General features: G+C 50.4%; 17 protein-coding genes. 7 read left to right on the forward strand and 10 right to left on the reverse strand.

Annotated features, from left to right (window positions below):
• Nucleotides 1-11 precede the first annotated feature (11 nt).
• From LZ24_RS07240 to LZ24_RS07260, 5 genes are read left to right on the forward strand one after another with little or no spacing between them, the layout of a single operon-like run.
• Nucleotides 12-428 (forward strand): 6-pyruvoyl trahydropterin synthase family protein, encoded by a 417-nt coding sequence (locus LZ24_RS07240; protein ID WP_144684054.1) that lies wholly within the window; start codon nucleotides 12-14, stop codon nucleotides 426-428.
• Nucleotides 412-1,029: a 7-carboxy-7-deazaguanine synthase QueE gene (locus LZ24_RS07245; RefSeq protein ID WP_186442986.1), complete on the forward strand. Its 618-nt coding sequence runs from the start codon at nucleotides 412-414 to the stop codon at nucleotides 1,027-1,029. The genes LZ24_RS07240 and LZ24_RS07245 overlap by 17 nt, the downstream gene beginning before the upstream one ends.
• A gap of 18 nt (nucleotides 1,030-1,047) precedes the next feature.
• The gene (gene queC, locus LZ24_RS07250) at nucleotides 1,048-1,737 is read left to right on the forward strand and encodes a 7-cyano-7-deazaguanine synthase QueC (protein WP_144684056.1); all 690 of its coding nucleotides are present in this window, start codon (nucleotides 1,048-1,050) and stop codon (nucleotides 1,735-1,737) included.
• Nucleotides 1,727-2,551 carry an NADPH-dependent 7-cyano-7-deazaguanine reductase QueF gene (gene queF, locus LZ24_RS07255; RefSeq protein WP_144684059.1) on the forward strand — a complete coding sequence of 275 codons (825 nt, stop codon included), beginning with the start codon at nucleotides 1,727-1,729 and terminating at the stop codon, nucleotides 2,549-2,551. The genes queC and queF overlap by 11 nt, the downstream gene beginning before the upstream one ends.
• Nucleotides 2,552-2,578: 27 nt before the next feature.
• Entirely contained in the window at nucleotides 2,579-3,649 is a 1,071-nt protein-coding gene (locus LZ24_RS07260) for a DUF933 domain-containing protein (protein WP_144684060.1), read from the forward strand.
• Between the two features lie 213 nt (nucleotides 3,650-3,862).
• Here LZ24_RS07260 and LZ24_RS07265 read toward each other — a convergent pair whose 3' ends face one another.
• Entirely contained in the window at nucleotides 3,863-5,002 is a 1,140-nt protein-coding gene (locus LZ24_RS07265) for an AAA family ATPase (protein WP_144684108.1), read from the reverse strand.
• Between the two features lie 162 nt (nucleotides 5,003-5,164).
• Nucleotides 5,165-6,040: an RNA polymerase sigma factor gene (locus tag LZ24_RS07270; RefSeq protein ID WP_144684062.1), complete on the reverse strand. Its 876-nt coding sequence runs from the start codon at nucleotides 6,038-6,040 to the stop codon at nucleotides 5,165-5,167.
• 193 nt (nucleotides 6,041-6,233) lie between these two features.
• Here LZ24_RS07270 and LZ24_RS17945 point away from each other — a divergent pair, with 193 nt between their 5' ends.
• Complete coding sequence (locus tag LZ24_RS17945) at nucleotides 6,234-6,863, forward strand: peroxiredoxin-like family protein (protein ID WP_272502271.1); 630 nt, start codon at nucleotides 6,234-6,236, stop codon at nucleotides 6,861-6,863.
• 170 nt (nucleotides 6,864-7,033) lie between these two features.
• Here the strand turns inward: LZ24_RS17945 and LZ24_RS07280 are convergent, their stop codons facing one another.
• From LZ24_RS07280 to LZ24_RS07315, 8 genes are all read right to left on the reverse strand, one after another.
• Nucleotides 7,034-7,687, reverse strand: a complete 654-nt coding sequence (locus LZ24_RS07280; RefSeq protein ID WP_144684066.1) for a TetR/AcrR family transcriptional regulator — start codon at nucleotides 7,685-7,687, stop codon at nucleotides 7,034-7,036.
• Nucleotides 7,688-7,801: 114 nt separating this feature from the next.
• A complete protein-coding gene (locus LZ24_RS07285) occupies nucleotides 7,802-8,212 on the reverse strand; it encodes an iron-sulfur cluster assembly scaffold protein (protein WP_246118544.1) in 411 nt (136 codons plus the stop codon).
• A gap of 316 nt (nucleotides 8,213-8,528) precedes the next feature.
• Nucleotides 8,529-10,667: a response regulator gene (locus LZ24_RS07290; protein ID WP_144684068.1), complete on the reverse strand. Its 2,139-nt coding sequence runs from the start codon at nucleotides 10,665-10,667 to the stop codon at nucleotides 8,529-8,531.
• Between the two features lie 35 nt (nucleotides 10,668-10,702).
• Nucleotides 10,703-11,734 carry an ABC transporter permease gene (locus tag LZ24_RS07295; protein ID WP_144684070.1) on the reverse strand — a complete coding sequence of 344 codons (1,032 nt, stop codon included), beginning with the start codon at nucleotides 11,732-11,734 and terminating at the stop codon, nucleotides 10,703-10,705.
• 9 nt (nucleotides 11,735-11,743) lie between these two features.
• Nucleotides 11,744-12,634, reverse strand: coding sequence for an ABC transporter ATP-binding protein (locus tag LZ24_RS07300; protein ID WP_144684071.1), 891 nt, complete (start codon nucleotides 12,632-12,634; stop codon nucleotides 11,744-11,746).
• Nucleotides 12,631-13,137, reverse strand: coding sequence for a CinA family protein (locus LZ24_RS07305; RefSeq protein ID WP_246118545.1), 507 nt, complete (start codon nucleotides 13,135-13,137; stop codon nucleotides 12,631-12,633). The genes LZ24_RS07300 and LZ24_RS07305 overlap by 4 nt, the downstream gene beginning before the upstream one ends.
• Before the next feature lie 21 nt (nucleotides 13,138-13,158).
• Nucleotides 13,159-15,009: an exodeoxyribonuclease V subunit alpha gene (gene recD, locus LZ24_RS07310; protein WP_144684076.1), complete on the reverse strand. Its 1,851-nt coding sequence runs from the start codon at nucleotides 15,007-15,009 to the stop codon at nucleotides 13,159-13,161.
• A gap of 117 nt (nucleotides 15,010-15,126) precedes the next feature.
• Nucleotides 15,127-15,492 (reverse strand): ArsR/SmtB family transcription factor, encoded by a 366-nt coding sequence (locus LZ24_RS07315; RefSeq protein WP_246118546.1) that lies wholly within the window; start codon nucleotides 15,490-15,492, stop codon nucleotides 15,127-15,129.
• 238 nt (nucleotides 15,493-15,730) lie between these two features.
• Here LZ24_RS07315 and LZ24_RS07320 point away from each other — a divergent pair, with 238 nt between their 5' ends.
• Complete coding sequence (locus LZ24_RS07320) at nucleotides 15,731-16,996, forward strand: ABC transporter substrate-binding protein (protein WP_144684078.1); 1,266 nt, start codon at nucleotides 15,731-15,733, stop codon at nucleotides 16,994-16,996.
• The last annotated feature ends 8 nt before the right edge of the window (nucleotides 16,997-17,004 follow it).

Below are 17,004 nucleotides of genomic sequence, written 5' to 3' on the forward strand. Positions count from 1 at the left end.
AGAGGTGGCCCATGCTTTCCATTACCCGAGAGTTCCGCTTTGAAGCGGCGCACCGTCTGGCCCTTGCCCACCTGACGGATGAAGAAAACACAGAAATTTTTGGCCCCTGCGCCCGCATCCATGGTCACAGTTACCGGTTGCGGGTGACGCTTTCTGGCACAACAAATGCCTTCGGCTGGATTTTAAATTTTTCTGAGCTGAAAAAAATCGTTTACCAGCATGTCCTTTCGGAATACGACCATGCCTGCCTGAATGAGCTGCATGACTACAGAAACGACATTCCAACGGCAGAAAATATGGCAAAAACCATTTTCCGCCGTTTAGAGCCCCACCTGCAGGGCCCCAACTACCGTCTGCTGCGTATCTGTGTCCATGAAACAGAGAATGCCTGGGCCAGCTGGGAGGCAGACCATGCTCTTTGTTCATGAGCTTTTTCATTCCATACAGGGAGAAGGCCCCTTTTCCGGAAGACCTGCGGTTTTTCTGAGACTTTCGGGCTGTGTCACGCCCTACTGCAGCTTCTGTGACACGAAGGAAGCCCTGGAAAAGGGAAAAGAAGTTTCCGAAGAAAAAATTCTGGAAGAAATCCTTTCATACAAAACCGCCCTTGTGGTCATCACCGGAGGAGAACCCTTCCTTCAGTGGGAAACAGGCCTGCAGGCCCTTGAGTCCCGCCTGATGGATGAAGGCCTTGAAGTCCAGTATGAAAGCAGCGGCAGGGCCGGTATTCCTGAAAATGTTCTGGGAAAAATTGTTCTTTCACCCAAACCGGGACAATGGCCACCTCCAGAAATTCTCAAGAGGGCCTTTGCCCTGAAACCTCTCATGGAAAAAAATCCGGAACCGGTGCTGAAGGCCATTCAGGCAACCGGCTTTCCACCGGAAAAAGTATGGCTGATGGCGCTGGGAGCCAGCCGGGAAGAGCAGCTCCAGCACATGCCTGCCCTTTGGGAAATCTGCAGGAAGTATGGGTATCACTTCTGCCCCCGGCTGCATATTCTTGTCCATGACAGGAAAAAAGGTGTCTGAATACAAAAAGGAGTTTTCATGTCCGGCTGCACAGACTGTGTTCTTGTTCTTTCCGGTGGTATGGATTCCACCGTCCTTCTTTATGATCTGATTTCAAGGGGGAAAAAAACCGCCGCTTTAAGCTTTGATTACGGTTCCCGCCACAATCATAAAGAACTGCCTCTGGCTGCATCCACATGCCGGAAGCTGGGAATTTCCCATAAAATCGTATCCCTTGACTTCATGGCAGAGCTTTTTTCATCGGCCCTCTTCCATACGGGTCCGCCTGTTCCCGAAGGCCCCTATAAAAGCGAAAACATGTCCCAGACCATTGTCCCCTTCCGCAATCCCATCATGATGAGCATTGCCGTTGGATATGCCGAATCCATTGGTGCTGCGGAAGTGCTGCTGGCATCCCACAGCGGAGACCATGCCCTCTACCCGGACTGTCGCAGAGAATTCAATGCTGCCTTTAATCAGGCCGTCCGTCTGGGTACCGATGACAAGGTAAGGCTCTCCTTTCCCTATGCGGATCTGGACAAAAGACAGATTGCGGATCTTGGCCGTTCGCTGGGTGTGGATTTCAGCAGAACCTGGACCTGCTACAAAGGAGGAGCCCTTCACTGCGGCCGTTGCAGCGCCTGCATCGAACGCAGCCATGCCCTGAGGCATGGAGAAGGAATGGATCCCACCAGCTACGAAAATCCGGATGAAAAAAATGGAAGATAAATACCTCTCTGCCCTGCCCCTGGGCCGCACCGTGGCGTTCAGCCCCCTTTACGATCCTTCCCAGCTTTGCCCCGTACCCCGCAGCCTTGCCCGTCAGGCGCTGGGTATTTCTGCTGAAAAGGGCCTGCCCTTTTATGGGGAAGACATATGGAACTGCTGGGAGCTTTCATGGCTGGATGAAAACGGAAAACCCCTGCTGGCTGTGGCGGAAATCCGTATCCCGGCAGACAGTCCTTTTCTGGTGGAATCCAAATCCTTAAAGCTCTACCTCAACAGCTTCAACATGACCCGCATATCCGGCACCGAGGAACTGAAATCAACCCTCATCCGTGATATCACTGCCATCGTGCAGGCAAAAATTGACCTCACGCTCCATATGCCGGAAGATTTTTTTCACCTCAGGCCCGGAGAACCCGAAGGGCTGTGCATCGACACCCTGCCCTTTAATGCAGAGAAACCGGCCTTTCCCGAAACCGGGGACAGCAAGGGGATCATCTCAGAAAAACTTTTTTCAAGACTTCTGCGAAGCCACTGCCCAGTAACGGGTCAGCCGGACTGGGCAACGGTGCATATCGCCTACAGGGGCCAGCCCATCTGCCATGAAAGCCTTTTGCGCTATATTGTCAGTTTAAGGGAGCATACGGGCTTCCATGAATCCTGTGCGGAAACCATCTTCTGCTGCATCCTTGAGAGATGCAGGCCAGAAAACCTCATGGTTTCAGCCAGATTCACCCGAAGGGGCGGCATTGACATCAATCCCTTCAGAAGCACCCACTCCTGCACCATGCCCAATGAGAGGGATTTCCGGCAGTAAATATAAAAATAAAGAGGATATAATCACATGAAGGTCGGCATTATCGGTCTGCCCCAGAGCGGCAAAAAAACCTTATTCACCATTCTTACGGGAACACAGATTACAGAAGGCACCCAGCTCGGCAAGCCCATACCCGGAACAGCGGATATTCTCGACCCCCGCTTTGATAAGCTCGTTGCCATGTATGAACCCAAAAAAGAGCAGCCTGCACGCATTGATTTTGTTCTTCTGCCTAAAATGGAAAAGGAAACCATTTCCAAAGGCAGTATTTTTCAGGACATAGCGGATATGGATGCCATCTGCCTTGTGGTAAGGGCCTTTGAGGACGAATCCATTTTCCATGTGGATGGCCATGTGGATGCCGTTCGCGATACGGAAATGATCTGCTCGGAGCTTCTCATTCACGATCAGATCTTTGTGGAAAAGCGTCTCGAACGTCTGGAGCTCAGTCTCAAAAAAATAAAGGATGAGGATCAGAAAAAAGAATTTGCCCTGCTCCAGCGCATGCAGGCCCACCTTGAAGAAGAAAAGCCCTTACGTCTCTTTGACATCAGTGATGAGGAAGAAGCCCTGATCCGCAGCTATCCCCTGATTACCCGCAAGCAGATGCTGGTGGTTCTCAATACCGGTGAAGATGCCATAGGAGATGGAAAAATCCCTGCCCCCATAGGGGAGCGAAGCCAGAGGGATCATATGGCTGTGCTTCAGATATGCGCCGGCATGGAAGCGGAAATTGCCCTTCTTGAAGATGCCGAAGAAAAAACAGCTTTTCTTGAGGATCTGGGTATTGCAGAGCCAGCCCTTGGTCTTTTGACCCGCACGGCCCTTGAGGCCCTTGGGCGCATCAGTTTTTTCACCGTAGGAAAGGATGAGGTAAGGCAGTGGCTGGTCCGCAGGGATGCCCCTGCACCCAAGGCCGCCGGTGTTATCCATTCCGATCTGGAGCGGGGTTTTATCCGTGCGGAAGTCATCAAATACGATGAACTCATGGCACTGGGCAGTGAGGCAGAAGTCAAAAAAGCAGGAAAACTCTCTGTCAACGGCAAGGATTACAGGGTGGAAGACGGGGATATCCTTAATATCCGGTTTAAGGTTTGAAAAACGGCATTCTTGAAACAGGGTGGAAGAGCCAATCTGTTTTTTCAGTCATGGGTCTGAAACCAGATACTCACCATCCTGATCAAGAGCTCAAAAATGCGAGTATGGGTTGATTTTCAAGATTATTGACCTCAATCAGACTCGCCAATCCTATACCCCCAGGATTCCATTGCGCTGACCCATTCATTGAAACCGGGACACTGCCGACGGATTTCATATCTCACCCCCTGCCGGGGTTTTCAGCCATATATCCGAAATCTGATACTCATCATCCAGCCACTTCTGGTACTGCTCACGGGGCAGATTGCGCAGGGATGTTTCCCCCTGCCTGCTTTCAGCAACAATAATGTTTTCCAGTTCAAAGCAATCGACCATATAGGGAGACTGGGTCGCCACAAAAATCTGACGAATTTTGGACAGGCGCTTAAGCATATCAGACACCAGAGTAATGGCATGGGGATGCAAGCCCAGTTCCGGCTCATCGAAAAACATCACATCCGGCAGACGCTCCGGAGGGAGATTAAGCAGAGTCAGAAGACAAAAGAGGCGTAGAGAACCGTCTGATGTAAGATGTGCACCGAAAATTTTGTCACTGTAAAGCCCCTGCCAGCGTAGTTCCACCTTGCCAGCCACGGGCTCCAGCACAAAATCCCTGAAAGTAGGCAGGACACGCTGAACCTGACGGACAATCAGCCTGTAACGCTTGGGATCATGGCTAAAAAGATCCAGCAGAACGGCCGCAAGATTACCACCATCGGAACGCAGACGAAATGCATCACTCACATCCCAGCGAAGGCGGATAGCAGAACTGGCAGAGGTGTCATGGAACTGATAGGTGGCGCACTGGCGCAGGAGACCGCAGATTGTTTTCGCAGTTTTACCCGACTGAAAGGCCAGGGCCGATTCTTTTCCCACAGCATCCAGCTCTGTCCATACGGCAGAGTTATCAAGAAATTCCGGTATGAAACGGAAAGCTTCATTCTTGATCATCACCGTATCACCCGCCGACAGATGGGCCAGATCAAATCTATACTCGTTGATTCCTTTTGCTGTAAGCATTCGTATCTCAGCATGGAGACGAGGGGTTATGCGGGAGCCCATGAAAAACTGATCGTCTCCACCACCATGACGCAGCACAAACTCCTGCAGATTTTGTGAGCGCAGCATCCAGCTCAGCATCTCAAAAAAACGAATCAGGGTAGATTTTCCGGCGCCATTGGCACCGATCAGCACTGTCAGCATTGGCAATTCAAGATGATGAATACGGCGAAGGCACCGAAAACCTTCTATGCTTACGGACTGAATTCTGGCAGGCTCGTCCTGAAATCTTATGGATCTGTAACCATCTTCCATCACACATCCTTCCTTAAAAACACAGCATAAAGACTTAATTTTATTATTGATATCAAGGACAGAAGCCTTGCAAATACTCCCTGCTTAAAATGAAGATTCTTAGCTCATTTCAATAAGCATCACAAGGCAGAATAAAATCAAATCTTCCAACTTCATATCTGATCAATTCAGATGGAACAGATTTTTAAAGTCATCTTTTTTTAAAATACCATTCAGCCACTCCGCCATGTCCGGTGAATCATAAAAGGGCTGCTCCCTGAACCGGGCGAGAAACGGATCATAGTAGCTTTTTTCAAAACGCATGATGCGCTCCCCCATGACCGCCCTCACCCGTACAGCCTCCGGCCTGTGAAAGCGCAGATGATTCGCATCCAGCATCCCCATATCCGCAAAAGGCCTCACCTTGTGGGTACAGCGACAGGGATTGGAGGCATCCACATGGCCACAGATACCCTGCATGTAATGGCCCACCCTCTGCCGGGCCCTGGATAGTTTTTTACGGAAAGCCTCGGGGGAAATGTCCATCAGCTCAGCACCCAGCCTGTCCCTCACCCCGAAGACACCACCAAGGAGAAAGGCCATCCTTTCCGGTCGCCTGAGACAGAGTATCATCCCCATCATGCATCCGGTTTTTACTTCCTCCGCCAGCAGGGCCGTTTCCGGATGGGAATGGGTTCTGTCATCGGGCATTTTTTCAATGAGTGCCACATAGGTATCAAAATCATGGATGCGCACTTCAAATTTCTTTTTTTTCATGTTCAGCACATGGTTTACCACAATGCGGTAAAGCCAGGTACGGAAGGCTGCCTTTGACGGGTCGTATCCGCCAAGGTGGGTAAGCATCCGGATAAGGATCTCTTGGGTGATATCCTTTGCATCCTCATGATCCATCACCATTTTAAAAGCAATATTGTAAATCCATGCCTGATGGCGAAGGACAAGTTTTTCAAGGGCATCTGCATTCCCTTCCAGACAGGCCTGAACCAGCAGCAGATCCGGTGCCCCGCCCCCCTTTTCCTCTTTGAACGGATTTTTCATTATTTTCAAGATTCTCCTCTTTTCATGATAAAGCCAAACAGATCTTCTGACTTCTGATACAGCATAAACTCCCCTTGTGTGACGCAAATCATTTTTTTTGTCACAGACCCTTTTCCCGGATGTATCAGGCAAAAGGAAAGCAGAAGATGAATTCTTATTACCCCCTGAAAAAGGAAACAAAGGAAAAGACGCAATGGTAAACAAAATTTTATGGATTTCAGGTATCGTGCTTATGGTACTGACAGGATGCAGCAGTCAGAACCACAGCCAAATGAAGGAGAAAGACATGCAAAAAAATGCAGTCCCTGATGTTTCAGAAATTTCTGTCCTTGATCTGGACAGCCATTCTGTAGCACTGAATTCTTTATGGGAAGACCGGAGGATCGTTCTGGTATTCCTCCGCCACTATGGCTGACTCTTTGCCCGGCAGCAGGTGGCTGCCCTGATGGATATAAAAAAAGAGCTGGATGCAATGGAAGTGGCACTGGTCGGCATCGGCAGCGGAACTCCCGAGGATGCCCGCTACTTCATTGAAAAATTTTCATATGAAGGAGAAATGTATCTGAATCAGGAACTGGATGCATACAGGGCCTTTGATCTGAAACGGGGCTTCTGGAGGACACTGGGGCCTTCTCCTCTGGCACGCGGATTCAGGGCCATGAAACAGGGATTCCGGCAGGGTCGCAGTGCCGGAGATCTCTGGCAACAGGGAGGTATTTTTGTCATCGGTCCCGGAGACAGGCTTCTGTTTGAGCATATCAACGGCATGGCCGGAGATCAGGCAGATCTCAAGGATGTTCTTCGGACAGCAGCCCTGCCATAAAAACAGCACCAAGGTCAGGGAAGGTTCAGAAAATCTTGCAGGGCTGGCATCTGATCTTCAAAGTCTTGTGGGTAAATTCAAAATCTGATTCCTGTTTTCTCCAAACAGCAAAAGGGTGCCGCTGGCACCCTTTTGCAGATCAAAAATTTTATTCTAACAAAAAGTAAACCTTATTCGGCTTTTTTACTTCTGATTTCAGCAAGATCCTTTTCAAAAATATCCTCATCCAGACTGTTGCCCTCCCGCATAATAAGAAGAGCCAGTTTATGCATATATCGGCGTCTCTCATCAAAATTTCTTCCGGGATAATTTCTGAAGGTCATGACAACACCGGCAAGGGATGCAAAAAAAGCATGGGAGAAAAAGCGAATGTTTTCAGCTCCCCCGGCCCTCTTGACCATTTCATCGAACATCTTGAGGAAATAACGCTGTACAGCATTGAATTTTTTCAAAGCACGCGTGTTCACCTCACCCCGGATCATAAAGTGGCACATCATCTGAAAGGTTGCTTCATTGTCGATGAGGTAATCCACAACGGCCACGGCCAGATCTTCAATGGTGCCGCCATTGGTCAGTCGCTGTTCCAAAAGCCCTTCAATGGAATTGATATCCTGTATGAGAGCCTCTACAAAAAGGTCATCCCGGCTTGGAAAATAACGATATATGGAGGCCGCAGAAACACCTGCTTCCGCAGCAATATCCCTCATTCCGATATCATGAAAGGATTTTTCCTCAAAGAGCTTCATCGCAGCATTGATAATCAGGCTTTTGCGAACTTCACGCTCATCTTCCCTCAGCTTCATGAATGTGGATCGATCCGACATTCCCTCTAACCTCCTCATAATCTGCGTTCTGCTGCATGGAACTTTTTATGCTTCGCTTACAGCAGCGTGTCTGATGCAATTAAAGCAGACCCCATCCTTTTTAAAACAGGATGTTCAGTCTTCTTTTTCTTTTTCCGGATGTTTCTTCTGAATATCCGCAAGAGCCATATAAAAAGCACCCACAGCAAGCTCTGCGCAATGCAGTTCATGCTCTGGAAGTGTACCAAGGTAAGTGACAACGGTTTCAGGAAGAATCTGCCATGCCGTATCCAGAGATTTCCCTTCCGTCATTCTGGAAATTGTTGCTGCACAGGCATTGGTATTGATGCAGCCATCGATCTGATAGGAAACAAACTGAAGACGGTCTTCTTCCAGAGTAAGAAAGAATTCTATGGTATCTCCGCAATCCCCTGTTTTTTTCCCGTATCCATCGGGATGGGAAATTCGCTCCTGCCTTTCATTGTTAAATGCCATTTCAAGGTATTGCTCAGAATGTGACTGCCAGAAATTCTTATCTTCTTCCACCCCGAAACCTCCAAGCTTTATGAATATACAGGAATGAAAATTTTCTTTCCAGTGTTTTTACAAAACCATGTTCGTTTTTATAAAAAAACTTTTTCTTCCAGAGTTTGTAAGCCTCTCCACGATACTTAACAGAGAATTGGCCCCAGTCAAACGCAAAATCTCAAAATCATATTTTTGATGCCTTACGGGAATGAATCCCCCCGGCAATGCAAGCCTCACCCGATCCCCGCTTCAAGAGCCTCAGCCAGCAAGCAGAGGGAGAAGGGGACAAAAGGTATCTGCATGTGAAAAACCAGCCTTAAAGTCCATATGCCTTTTACTGTCCGGAAAACGCTGCTGTGCATGAAGGGCTGATCCACTTTTCCAGCGCCGCCACCAGAATATCGGGCATAACCGGCTTGGCCAGATAATCATCCATTCCAGATTCCAGACAATTTTTCCGGTCTTCCACCGCAGCATTGGCGGTAAGGGCAATCACAGGCACATGCATGTTAAGAATACCCGCCTCCCCGGAACGCAAAGCACGGGTTGCCTCCAATCCATCCATAACGGGCATGCGCATATCCATCAATACCGCATCATAGGCCTTTTCCCGAAGCTGCTCCAGCCCCTGGCGGCCATCTTCCGCAAGATCCACAATAAAGCCTTTGCGCTCAAGGATTTTCATTACAACAATGCGATTGACGGCCTGATCTTCAACCACAAGAATGCGGGGCTTTCCTGATTCTCTGAAAGCATCCTGACTTCCGGAAGCAAACTCTGACAATATATTCTTAGACATTTCCATAAACGCGGCCCGCAGCAGAGGACGCTGCCATACCCATGGCCCTTCTCCGCCTCCGTCAACATGGATGCAGGGAACACCACATAATGTTTTCTGGGGAGAATCCGCAATCCAGAATGCCACAGGCAGACTCAGATCCCTGGAATCAGACACAACCCTTCCACCTGCAAGGGTCACCCAGTCTGCCACAAGGGCCGCCTCTTCCGGGTCATTCAGAGAGATACCAATTCCTTTTCCATCCAGCACTGCCTTCTCGTCCGAAAGAAAATCTTCCGCCAGTGCCGCCACAGGAAAAGGGATTTCAATGGTAAAAGAACTGCCGCCACCGGGACGGTCCTCCACATGGATGCGGCCTTTCATCTGCATGACCAGTTTTCCACAGATGGCAAGCCCAAGCCCCGTGCCACCGTGTTTTCTGGTACTGGCACTGTCAGCCTGAAAAAAAGGCTTAAAAATCATTTGCTTCTGGCAATCCGGTATGCCCTGTCCCCTGTCTTCTATTGTCACCTTCAGGGTAAAAATATCCGGGGAAGACTGAAAACCATCGGCCCGGACACGAACCTCTCCAGCTTCCGTAAATTTAACGGCATTGCCTAAAAGGATTTTAAGAACCTGACAGATACGGTCGCCATCTCCCAGCAGGCGGGCAGGGAGATGCCTTACCGGAAAAAACTTCAGATGTATATTTTTTTTACGGGCAGTGGGAATAAAATCATTCAGTACGGATACACAAAGACCTTCCGGATCAAAGGGACGGGCATCCATGCGGACCCCGCCGGATTCAAGAATGGTGTAATCCAGAAGGTCATCAATCATCCCCAGAAGGTGGTCTCCGCTGTTACGGATAATTTCCAGCATTTCTTTCTGCTCCCGGCCAAGGCCGGTATCCTTAAGCAGCTCGGTCATGCCAAGGATGCCATTCATGGGTGTACGGATTTCATGGCTCATGTTGGCCAGAAAAACACTTTTTGCCCGGCTGGCCTCTTCCGCACGGCAGGCCAGCTCCCGGGTGGCTTCCATGGTTTCCTTCAGCTCTGCGTTAATTTTTTCCAGCTCCTTTGTCCGGCTGGCAACCCTGGCTTCCAGCTCCTCGTTGCTTTTTTCCAGCCTGCGGTGAATCTCCATGTTTTCCTGCAGGGCCGCCTGCAGTTTCCGGTTCAGTTCCTGCAGGGCATGGCAATCCCTGTAAGCCCTTAGGGCCATTACCACAGAACTTATAAAACGCTGGGAAGTCAGCTCGCTTTTGGACTGATAATCATTGATACCATAATCGGAAACCACCACAGACTCAGGAGCCATTCCCGGCTGCCCGGTCCTCAGAAGGATTTGCAGGCAGGTATTTTTCCTCTGATTACGAATGACAGATACCAGATCCAGCCCGGCGGTTTCGCTCTCCATGACCACATCCAGCACCAGAACCGCCACATCTCCATGGCTGTCGAGGAGTTCCAGGGCCTGCCCCGAAGAAGAAGCCTCAAGAATCTGCAGACGCCTTCCCCCATAGACCTGCCCCCCCAATACCATCCGTGTCAGCCGGTGTACCTCAGGGTCATCATCTGCAACCAGTATTTTCCATGGGGGCTGCTGCCTTCTTTTTTCAGAATCTGACCCATGATCCGGGCATTCCGGTTGAAAAAAGTCCATTTTATCTCCGGAAGTATTCTCACTCATGGCAAAGCTCCTTTATTATGCAACCACGGGGAAGATCAGTTACCCCTGTGCCAGCGGAACAAGGCAGAACCGGTCATCATTAGAATAAAAGACATCAGCAGCAGGGCCAGCATATGGGGATACACTTCCGGAAAACCGGCACCTTCATTCATGATTTTACGGGCTCCGGTGATCAGATGGGTCATGGGCAGAAATTCAGAAAGCTGTTTGACCCAGCCTTCGGCACCTTCAAGGGAAAACCAGACCTCGGAAAGGAACATCATGGGCCAGGCCATGAGGTTCAGGACCCCTTCTGCAAACTCTTCGCTTTCCGTGCGGGAGGCCACAATCACCGCAAGGCTGACCATGGCAAAGCCGCCTAAGGCAAAAATCAGAAAAAGGGCCGGAAGGGAGCCCCGGATCTGAAAACCGTAAAGTAAATGACATATACCAAGGACAATGGCCGCATTGACAAGGATCAGAAAAAGCCTTGAAATCACCTGGGCCGTAAGAAATTCCCAGGGCCGCAGAGGCGTGACACTCATGCGCTTTAGAACACCCGTTTTTCGATATCTCACAATAACATAGCCGACCCCAAAAAGGGAACCAAACATGACATTCATGCCTAAAATTCCGGGAAACAGCCATTCCACATAGGCAAGGCTTTCCCCCGTAACCGTGCTCCTTGAAAAACCCTGTGCATGGAGGTGGTCCGCTGCTATGAGAAAGCGTTCCGCCGCATAGCCGCCGGGAGAGCCTTCCGCAACCCAGTATCGGCCATCACCGGGATGCACCAGAAGATCAATCCTCTGTCTTTCCAGAGAAGAAAGGCCCTCCTCCAGTGTTTCAAAATAAATCAGATCCAGATGACGGCTTTCCCTGAACCTGTCAAGGCTGCCTTGAATTTCAAGCAGGGCAGGACTTTCAACCATTCCTACCTTGGCAAAATTCTTCCCGTCTTCTGAAAAAAGAAAACTGAAGCCCAGAATAATCAGAAGGGGAAAAAGAAAATTCCAGCCAAGCCCGGTTTTATCCCTGTAAAATTCACGGATTCTCGCCCTTGCTATGATAAAAATACGTCGGATCATCGTCTTTCCTTAGGGCCGCAGCTCCCTGCCCGTCAGTTCTATAAAAAGATCTTCCAGATTATAGGCACGGACCAGCAGTCTGTTCATATCCGCACCCATGGCAACCAGTGCCTTCAGGGTTTCTCCGGGATATCTCGTGCGGATGGCAATTCCGGCCTCGCTCCTGCGAAAGGTCCATGGAAAATCATCGGGAATGCGGTCTTTCAGGGCATCTGCGGCCAGTGTAATCACCGTACCTTCCCCATATATTTCAAGCAGCTCCTGCGGGGTTCCCATGGCAATGATACGACCGGCATCCACAATGGCAATGATATCACATAGAATTTCCGCCTCTTCCATATAATGGGTGGTAAGAACAAGGGTTTTTCCAGACCGCTTGATACCCCCCACGATATCCCACAGGTGCCGTCTGGCCTGGGGATCCAGCCCTGTGGTGGGTTCATCGAGAAAGATCAGATCCGGATCATTGGCAAGGGCCATGGCCAGAAGCAGCCTTTGTTTCTGCCCCCCGGAAATTTTAGCATTATCCTTATCCAGAATATCCTGAAGCTGGCAGATCCGGATCAACGCATCCAGCGGGGCTCTGCGGTGATAAAGGTTTCTGAAAACTTCAAGGGTTTCCAGAACCGTCTGGAGCAAAAGCAGCTCCGTACTCTGGAGCTGAATCCCCACCTCTTCCCGGAAAGCCCTGCCCCTGGGCCTGCCCTTATAGAGAATTTCTCCGGATGTGGGGGTTAAAATGCCCTCTATCATTTCTATGGTGGTGGTTTTTCCGGCACCGTTCGGGCCCAGCAGACCAAAACAGATCCCCGCAGGAATGGTAAAATCAATACCCCGGACAGCCTCCACAGCACCAAAATTCTTGACCAGACTGCGCACCTCAAGCACGGGAGTAGTCATGGGTTTTCCTCCAGCATCAGACAGTGGAGCCGGTAAAGTGCAAAGGCTGCAAAAAGACGCTGATTGGCATGCCTGTCTCCCGTATCCTCTCTGAAAATCCAGGTATCTGTACCCGATGCCGATGCAAGGCCCACGCAGACCGTACCCACGGGTTTTTCATCACTGCCGCCGGAAGGCCCTGCAATACCCGTTGTGGAAAGCCCGTAATCCGCCATTCCCGCAAGCCTTGCGCCCACAGCCATTTCACCGGCCACGGCCTCGCTCACGGCACCATGCTTTTCAAGGGTTTCTGGCCGGACAGACAGAAGACTCACCTTGGCTTCGTTGGCATAGGTGACGGCAGAGAGTTTAAAAAAAATAGAACTTCCGGCAAGGGAGGTGAAAAGAAAAGCCATCAGCCCACCCGTGCAGCTCTCTCCGAGGGCAAGGGTCTTTTTATGAAGGATAAGAAGGTGGGAAATTTCGCGGGCGAGTCGGTCCGCATCCCGGAGTAAAAGATTCAAACAGGCTCCTGTCATTTCAGATCATTTCCACAGAACATCCCCAAGGCCCGAAGACCGGCGCACCCGGCGTTCCGTTCCCTGCATGAGAATTTCCATTCTGCCCGCAAGGATCACTTCCTTCCTTGCCCTTGTAACGGCAGTATACAGAATTTCCCGGGTCATTACCTGCACATCCCGATCCGGCAGCACAAGGAGCACCCTGTCGGATTCCGAGCCCTGACTTTTATGCACGGTCATGGCAAAAACCGTTTCCACTTCAGGCAGTCTCAGGGGATGAAAGGATCTGTAGCCGCCGTCTTCCGAGGGAAAGTATACGGCCATCTCCCCGCTTTGCCCATCTTCCAGTGTCACGCCCACATCGCCATTGTAAAGGCCACTTGCCGGGTCATTGCGCAGAACAATCACGGGCCTGCCTCTGTACCACGGTCCTGAAAGCCGAAGCAATCCCTCTTTTTCAAGGATACTTTCCACAAGGCCGTTGATGCCCCCAACGCCAAATGGCCCTTCCTTCAGTACACAGAGAATGCGGAAACAATCAAGAACTGCAAAGGCATCTTCCGGGGTCAGGGCTTCCATCAGCTTCGAAAAGCCCCCAAGTATAAAATCCCGCAGTTTGTGGGCCAGATCCGGTGCCGCCATGACAGGAGACCAGAGAACATGATTTTCTTCTCCCTGCTCCAGCATGGCTGCCACATCTGCCCCCTGTCCTTCATTCAGACTCCGGGCAAGCCTGCCAATGCCCCCGGCACTGTCAAAACGCCAGCTTCGGGAAAGTGCCACCACACAGTCCGCCATGGGAGAAAGCCCGCTGCGGGCAGAAAAAACCTTCTGTTTTCCAAATATTTCTTCAAAATAACGAATAAAATCTTCGGACTTTTCAGACGAAGCCCCTTTACAGATTTCTCCCAGCACGGAACCGGGCATGACGCTGGCAAGCTGAAAGCGGTCTCCAAGGAGAATCAGCCGGGCGCCGGGTTTTAAGGCATCCATCAGTTTTGACATGAGAAAGAGATCCACCATGGAGACCTCATCCACCACCACAATATCCGCAGGCAGGGGATTGTCTTTATGGTGCCGGGGCTTTCTGCCATGGGCAAGACCTAAAAGCCTGTGCAGGGTGGATGCGAATTCGGGGATGGCATCAAAAACCCTGCTTTCCGTGGCACCCAGAGCCGCTTTTCCAGCCATCATGGATTCCCCCAGACGGCCTGCGGCCTTGCCCGTGGGGGCTGCCAGCACAACCTGTGGCAAGGTCTCTGCCAGTGTACAGAGGCTTGCCAGCAGACGACAGACGGTGGTGGTTTTACCCGTTCCCGGCCCGCCCACAATCACGGAGAGGGGTTTTCCCGCTGCAGCAAAGGCAGCCGCCTTCTGCATGTTTATATTACCGTCTTCCTGCTCAGGAAAATAAAAATCCAGCACTTTCTTTAAAGCAGCCGTATCCTGAATACAAAACGTTTCCCCTGCCCTTTTCAGGAGCCCTTCGGCCACCTTTGCCTCTGCCCGGAAATAGCGCCGCAGATAGAGGCGGTTTCCCATGAGCATAAGGGGCCGGAGATCCTCCGGCCTTTCTCCCACAAGGGATGAAGCCACAATGTCCCTACGCCAGGCGTCAAGCCCTCCTTCCAGATCCACCATGCGGCTCACCCTTGGCCAGAAACCATCCCGCCCCGCAAGATCCAGACAGACATGGCCTTCACGGGTTCGTGCGGATAAAATTCTTACGGCAAGATGCAGGACTGCTGGCATTTCAGGATCCATGCGCTGAAAAAGTGCCGCAAGGTGATGATCCAGAGGCTGCAGCCGAAACAGAGAGGAAGACTCAGGGCCACTGTTTTCAGTTTCCTGACGCAGGCTTTCAGATGCTTTCAAGGCCCTTACTCCTTATTCTGTGGGAAGGTTTTAACAATTGTAATTATTCACCATATTTCTTATTAAATCATAAAATTTCAGAGAAGAGGACACCGAACAACTGCAAACGGGCAAAATTTACAATACCTCTTTCACATGTTTTTCCGCCTGATCCAGCAGAGCAGCAATGTGGGCATCATCAAGGCTGTAAACCACATTTTTACCTTCTTTACGGAACTTGACGATGCGGGCTGTACGCAGCACCCTCAACTGATGGGAAACTGCGGAGGAACTCATATCCAGAAGCTCCGCAAGGTGCATCACGCAGAATTCGGACAGGCGCAGTGCTTCGAGAATGCGCACCCGACCCGGGTCTCCCATGGCCTTGAACAGTTCCGCCATGCGCATCCGTGTTTCGTCCGGAAGCATCTGTGAGGCTATATACCGGATATCTTTTCCGTAGGAGCAGGGTTCACTGCACAGATCTTCCATCGGGTCTTCCATGGCTTCTCCACCACCTTAAATATACACTGCAAAAACCTTTGGCCCCTTCAGGCACACAGCAAGGCAGAATATTTAAAAAACAGTTTAACGTACAGGTATAGCCGGGTCAAAGCTTCCGTACAGGAGAAAACAGTAAAACATTTTTAACACCATCTGTCCTTCAGAAAAGACAAAAAACTTGCAAGACAAGGGCAAACTGCCCTAAACATAAAGAATCATTCAATCGCCTAAGGAGCTTATGGTGTATAAAATCATACGGATCAGCACATTTATCACCCTTGTCTTCCTCGTCTTCTCCTTTGCTCTTCTTCTGAAATCTCCTGAACAGGAAGATTCCCCACCCCTTGTGCTGACCCACGACAAGGGTACACTGCCAAGATTTCACTCGGCCTTTGAGACTCAGGCGGCAGCGGCAGAAAAAAAAACGGGAATCCGATTTAAACCCGTATCCTCCCATACCACAGATCTTTTCATCAGCCGCATGGAAGCCAATCTGCCCACAAAGGAAGCACCAGCCCTTTTTACATGGTGGCAGGGAGACAGGGTCAGGGATCTTGTGGAAAAAAATCTGGTGGCTGACCTCACGGAATTATGGGACCGCCATGCAGCGTATTATCCGCCGTCCATACGCCAAAGCTATACCCGGGAAAACCGGGTTTATGGCTTTCCCTACAGCATTGAGTACTGGCCCATATGGTACAATAAAAAAATTTTTGAACGGCTTGAACTTGACATACCCGAAACATGGGAAGACTTTATCAAAATCTGTGAAACTCTGAAAAAAAACGGTATCCCTCCCATCCTTTCCTCCCTCCAGCACTCCTGGTACGCCACCATCTGGTTTTCCCAGCTTCTCATGGGCGAAGATCCGGATGCCTATCTGGCATTCTGCAGAAACTGTTTCAGGGATCAAAGGGTTATAAACGTCTTGAGCCTCTGGCAGGACATGATCAAAAAAGAATATTTCACCCCTACTTCCACCCGGATGTTCACCAATGGTGGTCACCTCTGGAAGGAAGAAGCCTTTGCCATGGTACTCTGCGGTTCCTGGTATCCTTCTGCCATCCTCATGGATCAGGGCGTTCCTGAAAAAGATATCGGCGTATTTATTCTGCCGCCCCACAACCCGGATGCCAGAGCCTCCCTCATGATGGAATCCGGTGCCCTGTTTGTTGCCGCCCACAGTCCGCAGAGACAAAAAGCCACCATCCTTGCGGACTGGTGGATGGGGCCCGAGGGCAGCCTTGCCTTTTCACGCTCCCTGAACACCTTTTCCGCAAACACTCAGGTGGATACAAGCCATCTGGATGATTTCAGACAGGTGCTTATCCAGAAACTTTACCATCAGGAACCCATGATTCTTCCACGCTTCTGGGAGGCCGCTTCCGGTGAGCTCCTGCAACCCCTTACGGATATTCTCTCCCGTTTCATGATGAACCCGGATCTTCTGGAAGAAACCCTAGAAGAGCTTCGCCTTTTACAGGAAGGTCCCGTCAGGGAGTAAGGCTGTAC

The organism is Desulfobotulus alkaliphilus, from assembly GCF_007830435.1.
Taxonomy (GTDB): Bacteria; Desulfobacterota; Desulfobacteria; order Desulfobacterales; family ASO4-4; genus Desulfobotulus; species Desulfobotulus alkaliphilus.

Bases quoted from the DNA above. Each gene is read 5' to 3' on its own strand.
- LZ24_RS07295 (WP_144684070.1), bottom strand. From the start codon at position 11,734: ATGATCCGACGTATTTTTATCATAGCAAGGGCGAGAATCCGTGAATTT.
- queF (WP_144684059.1), top strand. From the start codon at position 1,727: ATGGAAGATAAATACCTCTCTGCCCTGCCCCTGGGCCGCACCGTGGCG.
- LZ24_RS07320 (WP_144684078.1), top strand. From the start codon at position 15,731: ATGGTGTATAAAATCATACGGATCAGCACATTTATCACCCTTGTCTTC.
- LZ24_RS07270 (WP_144684062.1), bottom strand. From the start codon at position 6,040: ATGAAAAATCCGTTCAAAGAGGAAAAGGGGGGCGGGGCACCGGATCTG.
- LZ24_RS07260 (WP_144684060.1), top strand. From the start codon at position 2,579: ATGAAGGTCGGCATTATCGGTCTGCCCCAGAGCGGCAAAAAAACCTTA.
- LZ24_RS07240 (WP_144684054.1), top strand. From the start codon at position 12: ATGCTTTCCATTACCCGAGAGTTCCGCTTTGAAGCGGCGCACCGTCTG.
- LZ24_RS07290 (WP_144684068.1), bottom strand. From the start codon at position 10,667: ATGAGTGAGAATACTTCCGGAGATAAAATGGACTTTTTTCAACCGGAA.
- LZ24_RS07245 (WP_186442986.1), top strand. From the start codon at position 412: ATGCTCTTTGTTCATGAGCTTTTTCATTCCATACAGGGAGAAGGCCCC.
- LZ24_RS07265 (WP_144684108.1), bottom strand. From the start codon at position 5,002: ATGGAAGATGGTTACAGATCCATAAGATTTCAGGACGAGCCTGCCAGA.
- queC (WP_144684056.1), top strand. From the start codon at position 1,048: ATGTCCGGCTGCACAGACTGTGTTCTTGTTCTTTCCGGTGGTATGGAT.
- LZ24_RS07315 (WP_246118546.1), bottom strand. From the start codon at position 15,492: ATGGAAGACCCGATGGAAGATCTGTGCAGTGAACCCTGCTCCTACGGA.
- LZ24_RS07300 (WP_144684071.1), bottom strand. From the start codon at position 12,634: ATGACTACTCCCGTGCTTGAGGTGCGCAGTCTGGTCAAGAATTTTGGT.
- LZ24_RS07280 (WP_144684066.1), bottom strand. From the start codon at position 7,687: ATGTCGGATCGATCCACATTCATGAAGCTGAGGGAAGATGAGCGTGAA.